Consider the following 15,843-nt stretch of genomic DNA (forward strand, 5'->3'; position numbering starts at 1 on the left):
AATAATTGTTATTCATCATTGATTAGTAGCCCGGATTCTGCACCATGTTCGGGTTCTTGCTTACTTCACCTGCCGGAATAGGCATCAGATACTGACGGGGTGCATCGAATGTACGCTTGTCCTGTATCTCCACAATCTTGGCGAAGTCTTCCATTGTCTCGGCAAGAATGTTCAGACCACGTGCCTTGACATTGAAATAAGTTTCTCCCATTTTCCAGCGGCGGATGTCCCAGAAATTATGATTCTCCTGATAAAGCTCGATCATACGTTCCTGTCTGACGATTTTCATCACTCTGCCGTCGGGACCGCATTGGCCGTCATAGCTTGTCAAAGGAACTTTGGCATTTGCCCAGCTTTCCAGTACCGGTTTTAGTCCGGCGCGTTCGCGTACTTTGTCCAGATAAGCCATTCCTTTTTCGGGATATCCTTCTTTACCATATCCTACGCAGGCTTCGGCATAGTTCAGGTAAAGTTCGGCGAGACGTATCACAGGCCATGGATATTCTACCGTTGGTCCGGGGGTACCAACGGTAGCTTGTATCCCTGGGTGTACACCTTTTTTGTTCAGGTATCCTGTTTTGGAGTAGTTCTGAGAGCGTGCCGCAGTGACTATCTTTCCGTCATCGGCTCTGACACCGCAGTTTTCTGTTGCCAGAAATCCGGTCAACCACTTGTCTCCTTCAGAACGCTCAGCACCCCAGAATTTGTGATAAGCATATCTTTTATCGTCTGTACGACATTCATAATAACCGTTCTCAAATGCAACCCACGCATAGAATCGGGGTTCGCGGTTCATGTTCATGTATAATGTTCTTTTTCCCGGTTCGGCATAGGTAGTGCCTTCAGGGATGGTTACGATATCCAGTTTGTTGTTTGTATTGAATTCGGGGTCTTCGTCAATCGGTAATCCATTGACTGTGTAGAAGCGGTCGAGCATGGTAATAGTGGGGGCTATACCATTCCACGAGCCACGTGGGAAGAAAGGTATGGATTTACGTTGAATACCATAAGCACCTGCTTTACGGGTTTCGGGGAAAATGACTTCTTTGTAGTTTTCGCTATCCATGAAAGTCATACGAAGTGTGCGTTCTGTCAGGTTGGTCGGTTCCGGATAAGCATTACTTGTAGTACTGGCTATATAGAGCTCGTGACCGGCTCCTGATGCAGCCTGAATGGCATCCCATGTTGCATCTGCTGCACGTTTGTATTTTTCTTCCGAATAAGTGGTCGACATGAGCTGTTCGCCGTCCGGGTTCTTAAAGTCTGTGTAATCAGGGTTCCCATTGAATAATGGTGAAGCGGCATAAAGCAACATACGTGCTTTTAAGCTTTTGGCAATGACGCTCGTGGCACGCCCATAATCCGAACTATTGCGTGTGGCAGGAAGTCTGGTGGCTGCATCGTCAAGTAAGTCGGCAACCCAGTCGATACATTCGTCGTACGGACGACGTCCGAGCATATTATCTGCGGGAGTGTCGAGTGCCGGAAGTTCTTTCACCAAGATGGTCGGTCCGTAGCATTTGATCAGAAGGAGGTGGAAATAGGCGATCAGGAAGTCGGCTTCTGCCGTGTAAAGATCGATTTCATTCTGGCTGATTTTAGGTACGGAGTTGATGTTCTCTTTCAGCAAATAGCATTGACGTATTCCCTGGAACAGTGTATTCCAATAACTGATAATTGTATTGCTTGAGTCATAAGAACCTTCAGCGAATTTTACGTAACTTTCGGCAAACGGGCTGATCGTTTCGTCACCGGTAAAGTCCATACATGACTGAACCATGTTTGACTGAGGCAGATATCCGTAGCAGGAATATAAATATCGCAGTGCAGCACGGGGATTGGCAAAGGCATCCTTTTCCGTGGCTGTTTCGTCGGGAACGATATCCAGATAGTTACAGGAAGTATTCAGCCCTGTAATCAATAAGAGGATAAATAGATATAGTGTATTCTTTTTCATATCTTTAAGGTATTATTTGTTGTTAATAGTCATTTGGAATCCAATGTTGAATACGCGCTGGGTCGGATATGAAAGACCACTGCCACCACCCTGTTCAGGATCCCACAGATCGAACGGAGCAAAGGTCATCAGATTAGAACCGCTGATGTATAAACGCATATTCTTATAGGTATATCCGATCTCAGCATTCTTTAATTTCAGGAAGGCACCGTTACGCTCCCAATAGCTGGACAACTTGTTGTTATTGTTATTGGTTTTGCGTGACAAGCGCGGGTAAGTCGCATTGGTGTTTTGATTGTCGGGACTCCAGCGTTCGTCTGCCACCCATGAAAGTACGTTGCGTAGCATACTGTCACCGAAGGGATGGAAATCTTTTACCATGAAGGAGGTTTTGGCTACTCCCTGAAAGAAGAAGGAGAAATCCAGATTCTTCCATTTAATAGAGGGACCGAAGCCATATACAATCTCCGGTACGCCGGGATGTTTTGCCCATACCCAGTCGTCTGTATCTGTCAGGTTATCATCATATCCGTACCAGTCTCTTGAAATATTGATATATTTGATATCTCCCGGAATCACTGCCGCTCCCAATTGTTGTTGGTGGTTGGCAATATCTGCTGCATCAATGAAGAGTCCGTCAGAAATATAAATGGCATTCTTATTGGCACTGACTCCGATTTTTGACTGCCATGGATATTTCGGTGATTCATCATATTGGGTGATTTCATTATGCGCATATGTGAAAGTTCCTTTGAAGCTGACGAACCAGTTTTTGTTGAACTGCTTGTTATAGCTGGCTGCTAATTCAAATCCCTGATTGCGCATAGCTGCCAGGTTGCCGTATACTTTAGTGGTAGCTGTACCCATATATGTCGGAGTGGTCCCTTTCTCCTGGAAGATGTCGCGACGATTTTCGCGGAAGATATCAAAAGTCAGGTCCAGAGAGTGGAACAATTGTAAATCGACTCCAAAGTTAATTTTCTCTCCTACCTCCCATGTAATATCTTCATTGGCATAACGTTGATAAACGGGACCATTGTAGGTCACATTCTGATTGACACCTGTTGTAAATCCTTTGCCGCCCAGGTCAATTTGTGACATGTAGATAAAACGGCTGCCGTTAATCTGGTCATTACCTACCAGACCCCACGAACCACGTAGCTTCAATTTAGAAACAACATTTTTCAAAGGTTTGAAGAAAGATTCTTCGCTGATGTTATAACCTGCGGCAATGGAAGGGAACAGACCGAAACGGTGTCCTTTGGCAAAGTTTTCCGACCCATTGTATCCTACGTTCACTTCAGCCATATACTTTCCGGCATAAGCGTAGGAGGCGCGTGCTGCAAGACCTTGTTTGCGTTGAGGCAATGAACCGATAAAGTTCCCATCGCCCGGTGTGTTGTTTACAAGTTCGTCCTGGCTATAGATTAGCATCGCATTGACGTCATGTTCACCGAATGTACGGCTGTAATTGACCATTCCTTCCAAATAGAAACGGCGGTCACCGGAATTTGTATTCTTTGCGGTCAGGTTTGTCGTATATTCGTCTCCAATACGGCTTGTTGTGTAGGTGTAGCCACCATTGCCATCGTCTTCGTATCCGGTCAGTGCGAATTTGTTCCACTTCCCTTCACGTTTGTTCTCGGAACTCGACCAGTTCTTGAATGAAGCCAGTGCTTTGAAACTCAGACCTTCGGTGATGAAATCCAACTTCTGGTTAAATTCCAGTGCTGCAATGACTGTGCTTTGGAATCCTTTGTTGTAGCCTGTAGCAGCCTGAGCCACCGGGTTGGTCTGATAGTCGGCGTTGACACGTTCTGTAGCTCCCCATTTAATATAAGGTGTTTCACCGTCATCCGGAAAATATACCGGGAATTCAACAGGTGATGTATTCATGGCATTGGTAAAGATGGCTCCTACTCCCTGGTTAGGAGTAGTCATGTCACGCAACTGTACGTTCAGGCGCAAGGACAACTTAGAAGAATTGCTCAATTTGGCGTTGATGTTATTCTGGAAGTTATAGCGCATGATTTCAATATTGTTATTATAGGAGAAGAAATCCTTTGAACGATTCTTCAACATACCGGATTCGTGGTTGACAGAGATGCTGGAGAAGTAGTCTACACGTTTACCACCGCCACGGATGTTAAAGTTGAACTTTTCGCTATAAGAAGCGTCTTTAAACAATTCGTCATACCAATTTACGTTCGGATAGATATAAGGATTCAATCCGGCACGTGTTCCGTCAATTCTATCTTGGCTGTAAAGCACGTCACCGCTATTGTCATTGTTTACGGCCTCGTTGAAAAGTTCCATGTAAGTGGCACCGTCTACGAATTTAGGGGTACTGGTCGGTTGAGACATTTGTGCTTCCATACGGAAGTTGATAATCGGCTTATCCAGATTCATACCCGATTTGGTGGTTACAATCATCACACCGTTGGCACCACGGGTACCGTACATCGCTGTTGCGGTAGCATCTTTCAGGATAGAGAAACTATCGATAATCTCGGGATCAAGATTATTCAGGTCACTTGAACTTACCTGCACACCATCCAGAATGATTAGTGGATCGGTGACTCCGTTCATGGTCGAAACACCGCGAATCCAAAAGTTGGCGCCATCAGCTCCCGGCTGACCACTTTTCTGGACGGCAATAACACCAGCCAGACGTCCGGCAAATGCAGTAGACAGATTGGTAGAAGGTACCTTTAATTCAGTTGGTTTAATAGATTCAACAGAGCCTACCATACTGGCTTTCTTTTGTCCTGTACCATAAGCTGTGATGACTACTTCTTCCAATTGCTTGGCATCTTCATTCAAATCGATGGATAACACTTTGCGTGAACCGATCTTGATTTCTTTGGGTGTGTATCCTACATAAGAAATGAGAATAACATCCGAAGGAGCAGCCATGATCGTGAACTTTCCGTCAATGTTGGTGATTACTCCTGTAGCAGCCCCTTTGATTTGTACGGAAGCACCGATAATGGATTCACCTGTATTGGCGTCGACTACCACACCTACGATTTCCGACTTTTTCGGTCCCTGACTTTTTTGCTGAACAGTCTCTGCTTTCGCGCTTTTCAAGATAATTTCATTATTCTTGATGACATAGTCAATTCCGCTGTTACTGAATACTTTTCTTAAAACTTCATTAATGTCTCCTTCGCAATCGTAGTCCTTTTTCTCGTCATTGGCGACAACGCCGGACTTGAAGAAGAATGTGTACTGGCTATTTTCTTCGATCAGCTGAATAGCCTGTTGCATGGTGATGGACTGACCCTTGAGAATGATTCTCTTTCCTTGTGCGCCATGAGCGTAGAGAGCCATTGGAAGGAAGCAAATCAATAGAACGGCATATCTGAGTATGCTGTTACTAAAATGCATGTTTTTCATGTTTCTAAAAGGTTAATAGTGAATATATAGATAATTTGTTTTTAATGTATTAATATAATATGATGTCGTTATTTTCTTGTTTCTCTTTTAAATCGAGGCTGATACATATCTTTTCGATGATATTGGTAAGCGGCTCGTCTTTATGTATGGTTCCGTTGAACTTCAGCTTTTTGAGCTTTTCTTCTTTAATTATGATGTTTACATGGTATGAACGGTTGATAAAATTGATGAATTCCTGTAATGGCTTGTTGGTAAAGCGATATTTACTTGAGCGCCAGTCATACTCGTTGATATCTATATGCGTACGTACAATTGATTTGGCTTGGGTATTGTATACGATTCGTTCGTTCGGTTTCATCGGCAGTTCTTGCTGTCCTTCTTCTGCCTGGAATTTGATGGAGCCGGTGAACAGGGTAATTTCTGATTCCATGTGTCCGGCTTTGATGTTGAATTCCGTTCCGGTCACTTCAATATGCGATTCCCGGAAATAAACCCTGAAGGGTGCTCCCTGAGCTTTTTTCACTTTAAAGAAAGCTTCTCCTTTTTCCAGGAAGATTTCTCTGTTGTTCAGGAATGACTTGTGATAGCGAATTTGGGAAGCTGCGTTGAGCCATACTTCCGAACTGTCCGGTAACATGACTGCCAGCTTATCATTCATTGGAGCACTGATATTAATGTCGGATGATGAAATATTGTTGGCAATCCAAAAGCCGATAATGAAGATGGCAACAGTGGCAGCGATGGAATATCCGATACGATAGTATTTCTTGTTTCTCTCTAAAGGCTGTTTTTCGTTCCGGCATCTGACCATAATCTTATTGAGTATGGTGTGCGGGGGAACATGATCTTGTATATGAGCTTTAGGAGCTTTATCCCATTGTTGAGACTGAAAGTTAACCATAGGCTTCTCATTGAGAAGCTGTTCCCTTTCGGAAGTTGTCAGTCTGTCGGCTAACATCTTTTTTATAATATTAATGAGTTCTATTGAATTCACGTCTTTGTATATTAGTGATAATGATCGTTATTGACTTCGGTTACATACTAAATACTCCCCATATTACATTTACCCCTATCGGATATAAAAAAAATGTGTTTTATTTTTGTATCTTTCAAATAATGTATAGCTTTGTTGTCACTAATATTTGCACAAATATGAACGAAAGAGAAAGAGTATTGGCTATTAAGGGCGGTGATCATCAAGCGTTTATAGATTTGTATAACGAGTATTGGAGTCAGGTTTATGACTTTAGCCGATTGTACATCGCTACAATTGCTGATGCAGAGGAAATTGTTCAGGATGTGTTTGTGAAGTTGTGGGAATCAAGGCATTTACTGAAGGAAGATGAAAATATCAAAGGTTTTCTCTTTATTGTTACCCGAAACATCGTATTTAATAAAAATAAGAAGAGAGTAAATGAGAATCTTTTCAAAACCTCTGTTTTGGTAGCCTATGGAAACGAAGGTTATTATAACTCCACTACTGTGGAGGAAGATTATTGCGCTTCTCAACTAAAAATATTCATTGATCGGTTAATCAATTCACTTCCTGAACAACAAAGAAAGTGTTTCTTGTTGAGCCGTGAAGAAAACCTGAGTTACAAGGAGATAGCCGAGAGGCTTGGTATTAGTCAGAAGACTGTAGAAATACATATGGGTAAGGCCTTGAAATTCTTGAAAGATAAGGTGAAGCGAGGTTGGGAGATTCTATTGTCGCTTCTTTCATTTTAGTTATAAAAATAAGACATTCCTTCTTTCTCATTATTTATATAGTGTCGGAATATACTTATCTTCTTTCTTGCTGTTCTTAGCAGGCTGTTACTTTATCTGTATTTTCAATAGCCTCTTTTCTTTTCAGATAGACTTTCTGAAGTAGTCAGATTATTAATGATGTAATAGAAACTCATGTACTTTTGGCTATAATCAAGTTTGGAGGCTGATAGTAATAAGCTTTGATTCGCAAAAATTATTTAGTAATAAAAATAGTTGGAAAAAAGTTTGGTATAGCAGCTTTTTTTGCACTACATTTATCATTCATCGCTGTTTCAAGTTAGGCGTTTCCATTTGAACAGATAAATCAGACAGCATTCCCCGATCATAGTTATTGTATTTGAAAGCAATGATTAGAATGTAGTTTTCCGATGTGAAATTGCAAGGTAACATAATAAATAAAGCTTTAATTAATTTGGACAAAATGAAAAAAGTACTGTTAACTTTAAGTTTGAGTATCGTTGCGTCGATGGGCAGCTTCGCGCAGAATGAACCTTATAAGAATCCGAAACTTACTCCCGAAGAGCGTGCGGAAGACTTATTAGGGAGATTAACTTTGAAAGAGAAAATAGGATTAATGAAAAATTCTTCTTTTGCGGTAGAACGGTTAGGAGTAGCTCCCTATAATTGGTGGAGTGAGGCTTTGCATGGTGTTGCCCGTAATGGACTGGCTACAGTGTTTCCGATAACTATGGGTATGGCATCTACCTTTGATGATGAAGCAATTGAAAGAGTGTATGTTGCCGTTAGTGATGAAGGACGTGCTAAATTCCACGATGCCCATCGCCGTAATCGCTATGGATATGGAAACGAAGGGCTTACTTTTTGGAATCCGAATGTGAATATTTTCCGTGATCCGCGTTGGGGAAGGGGACAGGAGACTTTCGGCGAAGACCCTTATCTGACTACCCGTATGGGAGTAGCTGTAGTAAAGGGAATGCAGGGGCCGGCAGATGCCGAATATGACAAGGCTCATGCGTGTGTCAAGCATTATGCAGTGCATAGTGGTCCTGAGGCGAAACGTCACTCTTTTGATGTAGAAGACCTCTCTCCCCGTGATCTATGGGAGACTTACCTTCCGGCTTTCAAGGCTTTGGTGCAAGAGGCAGACGTGAAGGAAGTGATGTGCGCTTATCAACGCCTGGAAGGAGAGCCCTGTTGTGGTAGCAACCGGTTGTTAACGCAAATATTGAGGGATGAATGGGGATATAAACATTTGGTTGTAAGTGATTGCGGTGCTATTGATGATTTTTTTGTGAAAGGCCGCCATGAGACACATAAAGATGCTGCCGATGCCAGTGCTTCTGCTGTGATCAATGGAACTGATCTTGAATGTGGTTCGATATATTCGCATTTGGAGGAAGCAGTAAAGCAGGGATTAATCACAGAAGAACGTATAGACACAAGTTTGCATCGTTTGTTGAAAGCCCGTTTTGCTTTGGGCGAGATGGATCCGGATTCTATTGTTCCCTGGAGCAGAATTAGTATAGATACTGTGGATTGTGATTTGCACAAACAGATGGCGTTGGATCTGGCACGTAAATCTATGGTATTGCTTTGCAATAATGGCGTGCTTCCGTTGGCAAAAACAGGGGCACGTATCGCAGTGATGGGACCGAATGCGGTTGATTCGGTGATGCAATGGGGAAACTATGAAGGTGTACCCTCACATACATATACTATTTTGGAAGGGATTCGCTGCAAGATAGGCGATGTACCTTTTGAGAAAGGATGTGAGTTGCTGGATAATCGGATTTTTGAATCTTATTTTAATGAGATCTCCAACAATGGGCGTCCCGGTCTGACAGCTACCTACTGGAATAATATGAATTTGAGTGGTGATGTAGCGGCTACAAGTCAGATTACTTCTCCGATTAATCTGAGTAATGGTGGGAATACGGCCTTTGCCACAGGTGTGGGCTTATATAATTTTACTGCTGTTTATGAAGGAAGTTTTCGTCCGAAAGAGAGTGGAGCTTATGAGTTGCTGATTGAAGGAGATGATGGCTATCGGGTATATGTGAACGGTGAAAAGGTGATTGACTATTGGGGAGAACATGCCAGTGCTAAAAGAGACTATACACTGAAAGCGACTGCGGGAACAGATTATAAGATCAGAATAGAATATATGCAGGCAGGTGCGGAGGCATTGCTTAGATTTGATTTGGGTATTTATCGTCATATTTCACCTGAGATGGTTGTCGATAGAGTCAAAGAAGCGGATATTGTTATTTTCGCAGGTGGCATTTCGCCGAGTTTGGAAGGCGAAGAGATGTATTCCGTTAACAGTCCCGGATTTGCTGGCGGCGACCGTACTTCAATTGAACTACCGCAAGTGCAGCGTGATATCCTGAAAGCATTGAAGAAAGCAGGGAAGAAGGTGGTGTTTGTCAACTGTTCCGGATCGGCAGTCGCATTGGTTCCTGAGATGGAGTCTTGTGATGCTATCTTGCAGGCATGGTATCCCGGGCAGTCTGGCGGATTGGCTGTGGCGGACGTTCTGTTCGGAGATTTTAATCCGAGTGGAAAACTGCCCGTTACTTTTTATAAGAATACGGACCAGTTGCCGGATTTTGAAGATTACAGTATGAAGAACCGTACCTATAGATATATGACGGAAGTTCCTTTGTTTCCCTTTGGATACGGATTGAGTTATACTACTTTCGATATTTCCAAAGGACGTTTGAATAAGAAAACTATATCTGCCGGACAGGATTTGAATTTTAAAGTCAATGTGAAGAATACAGGGAAGTATGATGGAGCTGAAGTTATTCAGGTGTATGTCCGCAAAGTAGATGATGCGGAAGGGCCGATAAAGAGTTTGCGCGCTTTCCGTCGGGTACCGCTGAAGGCGGGAGAGACTTGTGTTGTATCTATTGATCTTTTGCCAACTACATTTGAGTTCTTTGATCCGACTACAAATACTATGCGTATTATGCCCGGAAAATATGAAATCATGTATGGCAATAGTTCGGATATACCTTCGGGGAATAAATTGAGTGTAACACTTCGGTAATAATATTACTCATTAATGGGGGTGTCAAAAGTCAGTAGCAATAGCTTGTGTATTCACCTACCACCTCCCCCTGCGGGTACTCCTCCTTCCCGAAGGAGGAGATTTAAGATACTGCCGACTTTTTTGTCAGCCCCAGTTTCGTTACTATTGACTTTTGACACTCTCATTTATTTTTCGGGAAATTCAGTCTGGGATTTTAAGGACAGCTGAGTGATCCTTATCCTTTTTTATCGTTCCTATTTCATATACTGATGTAATGGTGCAGGAAGGGGCTGTGTTGTAATGCTATTACAGACTCAGGCTTTCTCACAGCGGATCAGTACTTTTTGCCCGTTGTTTAAGGTGCTGGCAAACAGATAAGTGTCTCCACCTTCCGACAATTTGATTCGTTTACGGAGTTCGGCAACCGTAGCCGGAAAGTTACGTACTGTGATATTTGCTTTTTTCAAGTCTCCGAGACTTTCTTTTAGTTCTTTTTTATTAAGGCTGCATTGACTAATGATGTGGAAAGCCCTGCCGGGAAAGCTCTCGACCAACACATCAGAAGTATAAAGATGACTGTTAGGATGCAGTTTTTTAACAGGAAATGCGGAGGCGATGCTGCGGAAAGCTCCGGCTTTCAGGAGTGAAGCGTTCGGCTCATAGAGATAATTTTCCAGTGCGTTGGTATAGTTGCATTCGCTGCACTGCTCCTGTTCGCGGGTGAATACGAAATGCTGTTCTTCCTGTATCCCCTTGGTAGGGAGATTTACGCAATGGATGGATATTTCTTCTACCGATGCTTGTCCGAGTATCAGTAGTAATTCTTTGCATTCATTATTGGCAGATATGATGTGGACTTCCTGTACGTGTTGTAACTCTTTCAGTGCCAATGACAAGTCCAGCATGGGCGAGAGTTTGACCATGACCTGTCCCGCTTTGTTCAGTAAGAGTTCTTCCAGTTCGGCTACATCGGGTTCACAGTCTGAGATGGCAACCGTCTTTCCTCCGTGCTCGTTGCGGCGGGCAGGATCGAGGAAGATGCAGTCTACCGGAGACATAGCTTGCAGATAACTCACTCCGTCCTCGTTCTTTACGTTGATATGGTTTAGGTTCAGGATGGGAAAGTTGTGTGCTGCTATCTCGCAGAGTTCCTGCTGGCGTTCTACGTAAATGGCGGATTTGAATTTGGCAGCAAGGAAAGCACAGTCTATTCCGAATCCTCCGGTCAGGTCCGTCAGGGAGTTACCTTTTAAAAGGGTTGCTTTGTAGCGGGCGGTGACTTCTGACGAGCATTGCTCCAGTGATAGGTGCTTCGGGTACCATATATCATCCATGTCGCTCCATGATGGAATCTTTTCGGCGGCAACCTGCCTTCCTGCTATCTGTGTGATGGCGGTCGGCATATCTACATTCGGGTATTTTCGGGCTTGCAGGGCCAGAGCACGTACATCATCCGTCTGATGTTCGCGGATAAAGAGCTGGGTTTCGGGGGAGATTTGCATCATAGGTTGTTTATATTCGGCGTTATATGGTGGACTTGTTTATGGTATTACGTTGTATTTCTTCCGGGCTTCTTCTCGGCTGCAGAAGTTGAAATGCCACCATTCGCTGGGCAATGCACGGAATCCGGCGGCTTTCATTACTTTCCTCAATAATATCCGGTTCTGACGTTCTGTTTTGGTGATTTTTCCGTTGCGTATCAGTTCGCCTTCTTCGGTGATGTGCGCTTCTACTCCAAGATGATCGACCTTTGTGCCCATAGGCAACGGTCGCCCCAGCGAGTCCTGAATGCTGATGTCTACCGCCAGGCCGTAATTATGAAGTCCGCCTCCACGGTTGGGGTTGGAGACATATCTGTATTTGGAAGTTCCTTTGACCACATCCCACATTTTTCTCTGTACGGACATCGGACGTGCAGCGTCGTAAATAATGAGACTGTAAGATGGATGCAGTGCCTTCAGTGCTTCTTGTGCTTTTAAGAGGGCATACGCCGCATGAGGATGCAGATAGGCTTCGGACAGGTTGTCATAAAGAATTTCTCCGGTGAAGTTATCCGCTTTTGTGTACATTAGGCTGATGGCGATGCTGTTGTCCAGCTCCGCTATATTTATTAGTCCCAGAGAATCCATGTAAAGAGCCATCGGGCTTTTCTGATGTTTTGGAACCAGTGTGCTGGCGGATTCATTTTTCTGCGAGGGGGATGTATAAATAGAATCTGCATCAATGGAGTCCGCATGAGCAAAGGATATACAGTCGGATGCTGTACCTTCGGGGCTTATATCTCCGGGTCCTGCGCATATAGAGTCTGTGCACGTTGTTTCGACCTTTGCAGATGTCTTCGTCTCCTTATGCCCCGGTACACAGGAATACCCTGCCAGCAGAAAGCAAAAGACAGATAAACTATATTTCAGCATCATCATTACTCCTTTGGGTTTTGTGTGCCAAAGATACTTCTTTTTGAATTTAGCACCAATAAAAAGCCTTTTTTACGCTGTTTGTTGGATCTATATATCCTGCGCGTTGGACATATATGCCCTGCGTGTTGGATATATATCCCCTGTACGTTGGACATATATATCCTGCATGTTAGGTTACTATACCCTGCATGAACGGTAACTATACCCTATATGCAAATATAGTCTGAATACCGGCACACCTTCTTCTGTGATTTATCCGGATTTTCAGCGGTTGATACTGACTATTACTTTTTTTAGATTGGCCGTATTCTTCCATATTTCGAGTAGTTGCAGAATACGTTCATCCGTTACTCTGCTGTTATTGACAGACAGCAGTTCCGAATATATTTCCAGCAGCTTCTTCAGTTCCTTGACAGGCTGTTCCGGAAGTTCGGCAATCAGTGATGTAAGTAGCAGCTCCAGTTCCCGGTTGTGTAGTGGGCTGACGTTTATCATTTGCTGTTGTATCAAGTCGGTAAGTCTTTTCAGAGGTCCCCATCCGGTACGTTGGTGCGAACCCAGTATCCTGCCGATACGTGCACTGTCTATACATCCTGTGTTGACACGGTCCGTCCATATTCCGGCGGCATAAGAACGGGAAGTCTTGTCGGCTACCAGCATACAACTCGCTTCCAGCAGATAAGAGGTCTCATGCCATTCGTGCCTTAATTGGTGAAGTGCCTCTATAGTGGCTTGGGTGATACCAACTTCTCTCACTTCATTTAGCATCGGATCATAAATGGCACAGCGGATGCACCATACAAACAATGGTTCCGGTGTATTGGGAGCTAGCCATACAAGGCGGGGCAGATCGTTTTGTATATCGTCATAACGTTCTATCTGTGAATACATTTCCACCAGTAGCGGATGCGGGTCATACGAGTGATAATTCACTCTCTCATCATACTTTCCTTTGTTGACGATGTGGATGTTCTCTCCTTCCGGAACATTGAAACTAAGGGTTGAAGATGTCCAGTTGACCACTTTGTTGTGATAATCAGTATATGAATGAGGCGTTTGGAAAGTCCACCATGAGAAGTTTCCCGTCAGAAATTCGCGTGAGCTTTTGCTATAAGAGAAATCTTTGAATTCAGTATAAACCGTCTCCGGTGATTTGATCAATCCTGCTGTCATCCACCATGAAGGGTGGGCGAAGGGAGCTTGTGGAACTGCATCTTTTGCTCCCATCAAGAAGGAAAACAAATTTTGGTATTCCCCTTCCAATTCCTGAAGGACAGTCGGAAGGTCTTGCGAGGGATAATCATTCAATGCCATCCTCGACAGGGCTATCTGCATATCCATATCGTCCGGCTCGGCATTGGCCTGCTGATATTGTCCGAGTCTTTTTATCAGAACTATGGGGTCAATAAATGCAGGCATATGCGTAGGAGTGGATAGCATGGGAAGTCGGTTCTCGTTGCTTTCCAAAAGGTCTAATGTCCGGCACAGTAATTGTTTGTGAATAGGAAATTCCATTCTTTTATTACTCTTCTGGCGGATGGTTATTTTCTGCAGATTGCGATATCTCCACTGACCTTTCTGAAGTTCGTCTTTCTGCACCATTTTCTCGTGTAGGGTGCTCAGTTCTTTTGCTTCTATGGGGAAACGCTTGATTAATAGTTTTGCATAGTCGATAAGGAACGTTGCCATCATAGAATCCGATATTCCGTTGCGTGAACTTCCGCCATTGATAAGTAACTTATAAGCACGTTGAAGAACAGGTGTCCATTGGGTGATATGTTTCGCTTCCAGTTGCTCATTCCATTCTACCAACGCATTCAGGAAAAGGTCGAAGTGGTATAGCTCATTGGAATCTAGTATTTGGCTGGCCAGAAATAGCAGGTCTTCGATGGAAGTAATTTCCTGTATCCGGTTGTCTTCCCGAAGGATGGGTGGCATCGGTTCATAGTCGAAGGAGGCGACATTTGCCTGCTCGTCAAGAGTAGTCAGCAAGACTTTATCGGTAGATAAAGCATCTGAAACATTGTCTTTCAGATAAGCTGCCAACTCTTTTTTAGTGCTGGTCAGCATTGTTTCTGCATAAGCAGAGAGTGCTTCTTTCAATGTGGGCGACTCTGTTTCTCCAAATGTTTGAATCAGTTTCACTATCTTGTTCTGAGTAGATTCGTCGCGACTCATCAACCCTTGTGTGGCAGCGCAACAGATGGCATCATGATATTCTTTTTTCTCTTTCGCCAGTTTGCTGAGAACTCCCAGCGTGTTTTGATGGACAGCTTTTACGTCCGAAGCGAAGAGGACAGTGGTCTGATCCAGAAAATCATCTGTCAGGAACCGTGGATGGCTGCACAGATTCTTCAGAAGACCGAGAATGATATTGATTGGACGGCTATGGGGAGAAGATAGTGCGGCAAACATTTCCGGCTGCAATGTCAGTTGTTCTTGAACGCTGGGATTGAGTGCCGTAAACATACCGGCAAACCAGCTGCACAGGTTCTTGTTGAAGTTCCGGTTGATTGCCAGCAAAGACTCTTTCAGTACACGCATACGGTCTAACTTTCCGTTCTCGGTGAAGTGCTGGAATGTATAATAAGGATATCCTTTGGCCGGATTGGCGTGCCAGTTTTGTCCGCAGTCGTATTCAAACAAATACCAGATGTGCTCGTTGATTGTAATATCCCGCTTTTCTAATACGGGGGTAGTGTGGATATAGTTAACCAGATAACCTGCTATCGTCTGCGGAGAGGGGGAAACGGTGAGAATTCCCCTTTCTATCCAGTCCATCAATATCTCATAGTCCATATTGTAGAAGCCTCCGAACTCCTTACCTTCACCTTCAACGAAATAACTGTCCAGCCACGTGGGAATATGCCATGCGGCTATCTCGTTCAGATGCGCTGTGTTTATCCCCCATTCGTGTTTGCGAAATTCCTTGAGGGGAAATATCACAAGGGCGGCAAGATCAATAATGTGATGCTGGCCCGACGTGGCACGCGTACCATATGTCCTTTCTTCCAGCTGGACAAACTTATTATAGTATTCTTCCAACCGGCTGAGGCAAGGGATGAGGCTCTTCCGCTCCTCCTGTGTCAGTTTCTGCAGAAAAGGAATGATCTTCTGCCCTTGCTCTTTTTCTACTATCTCGGTAAGCTGTGTTTCTAGTGCAGTCATGGTTATAATTTTGATTGAAGGATATATGATAACAATATCCGTGTTTATAAATTAGTCTACTTTAAATCAATTAAGATCACCTGAAATGATAAAAAACTGATACCAAGCAATATTACCTATTACTTATTACCTGTTAC

The 15,843-nt window shown here is 43.7% G+C and carries 8 protein-coding genes; 2 read left to right on the forward strand and 6 right to left on the reverse strand.

The window, feature by feature from the left end:
- Positions 1 to 22: 22 nt before the first annotated feature.
- Genes DW640_RS14150 through DW640_RS14160 form a run of 3 tightly spaced genes read right to left on the reverse strand, consistent with a single transcriptional unit; the run spans position 23 to position 6,314 of the window.
- Positions 23 to 1,957: a RagB/SusD family nutrient uptake outer membrane protein gene (locus tag DW640_RS14150; RefSeq protein WP_117578539.1), complete on the reverse strand. Its 1,935-nt coding sequence runs from the start codon at positions 1,955 to 1,957 to the stop codon at positions 23 to 25.
- A 12-nt stretch (positions 1,958 to 1,969) separates the two neighbouring features.
- Complete coding sequence (locus DW640_RS14155; RefSeq protein ID WP_117578541.1) at positions 1,970 to 5,347, reverse strand: TonB-dependent receptor; 3,378 nt, start codon at positions 5,345 to 5,347, stop codon at positions 1,970 to 1,972.
- 58 nt (positions 5,348 to 5,405) lie between these two features.
- Complete coding sequence (locus tag DW640_RS14160; protein WP_054960460.1) at positions 5,406 to 6,314, reverse strand: FecR family protein; 909 nt, start codon at positions 6,312 to 6,314, stop codon at positions 5,406 to 5,408.
- 194 nt (positions 6,315 to 6,508) lie between these two features.
- On the opposite strand from DW640_RS14160, the gene DW640_RS14165 reads away from it, so the two are divergent.
- Together DW640_RS14165 and xyl3A are read left to right on the forward strand one after the other, a co-directional pair.
- Complete coding sequence (locus DW640_RS14165; protein WP_032814138.1) at positions 6,509 to 7,084, forward strand: RNA polymerase sigma-70 factor; 576 nt, start codon at positions 6,509 to 6,511, stop codon at positions 7,082 to 7,084.
- A gap of 463 nt (positions 7,085 to 7,547) precedes the next feature.
- A complete protein-coding gene (gene xyl3A / locus DW640_RS14170; RefSeq protein WP_117578543.1) occupies positions 7,548 to 10,139 on the forward strand; it encodes a xylan 1,4-beta-xylosidase in 2,592 nt (863 codons plus the stop codon).
- Between the two features lie 296 nt (positions 10,140 to 10,435).
- Here xyl3A and DW640_RS14175 read toward each other — a convergent pair whose 3' ends face one another.
- The 3 genes from DW640_RS14175 to DW640_RS14185 form a co-directional block, all read right to left on the reverse strand.
- A complete protein-coding gene (locus tag DW640_RS14175) occupies positions 10,436 to 11,626 on the reverse strand; it encodes an SAM-dependent methyltransferase (protein ID WP_182014920.1) in 1,191 nt (396 codons plus the stop codon).
- 36 nt (positions 11,627 to 11,662) lie between these two features.
- A complete protein-coding gene (locus tag DW640_RS14180) occupies positions 11,663 to 12,541 on the reverse strand; it encodes a M15 family metallopeptidase (RefSeq protein WP_061473477.1) in 879 nt (292 codons plus the stop codon).
- Between the two features lie 261 nt (positions 12,542 to 12,802).
- Positions 12,803 to 15,706, reverse strand: a complete 2,904-nt coding sequence (locus tag DW640_RS14185) for a DUF6493 family protein (protein ID WP_117578545.1) — start codon at positions 15,704 to 15,706, stop codon at positions 12,803 to 12,805.
- Positions 15,707 to 15,843 lie beyond the last annotated feature (137 nt).

Source organism: Bacteroides sp. AM23-12 (genome assembly GCF_003434395.1).
In the GTDB taxonomy this organism is placed as follows: domain Bacteria; phylum Bacteroidota; class Bacteroidia; order Bacteroidales; family Bacteroidaceae; genus Bacteroides; species Bacteroides thetaiotaomicron.

Excerpts from the sequence above, each read along its gene's own strand:
- DW640_RS14150 (WP_117578539.1), bottom strand. The coding sequence starts at position 1,957 with ATGAAAAAGAATACACTATATCTATTTATCCTCTTATTGATTACAGGG.
- DW640_RS14155 (WP_117578541.1), bottom strand. The coding sequence starts at position 5,347 with ATGCATTTTAGTAACAGCATACTCAGATATGCCGTTCTATTGATTTGC.
- DW640_RS14160 (WP_054960460.1), bottom strand. The coding sequence starts at position 6,314 with ATGTTAGCCGACAGACTGACAACTTCCGAAAGGGAACAGCTTCTCAAT.
- DW640_RS14165 (WP_032814138.1), top strand. The coding sequence starts at position 6,509 with ATGAACGAAAGAGAAAGAGTATTGGCTATTAAGGGCGGTGATCATCAA.
- xyl3A (WP_117578543.1), top strand. The coding sequence starts at position 7,548 with ATGAAAAAAGTACTGTTAACTTTAAGTTTGAGTATCGTTGCGTCGATG.
- DW640_RS14175 (WP_182014920.1), bottom strand. The coding sequence starts at position 11,626 with ATGATGCAAATCTCCCCCGAAACCCAGCTCTTTATCCGCGAACATCAG.
- DW640_RS14180 (WP_061473477.1), bottom strand. The coding sequence starts at position 12,541 with ATGATGATGCTGAAATATAGTTTATCTGTCTTTTGCTTTCTGCTGGCA.
- DW640_RS14185 (WP_117578545.1), bottom strand. The coding sequence starts at position 15,706 with ATGACTGCACTAGAAACACAGCTTACCGAGATAGTAGAAAAAGAGCAA.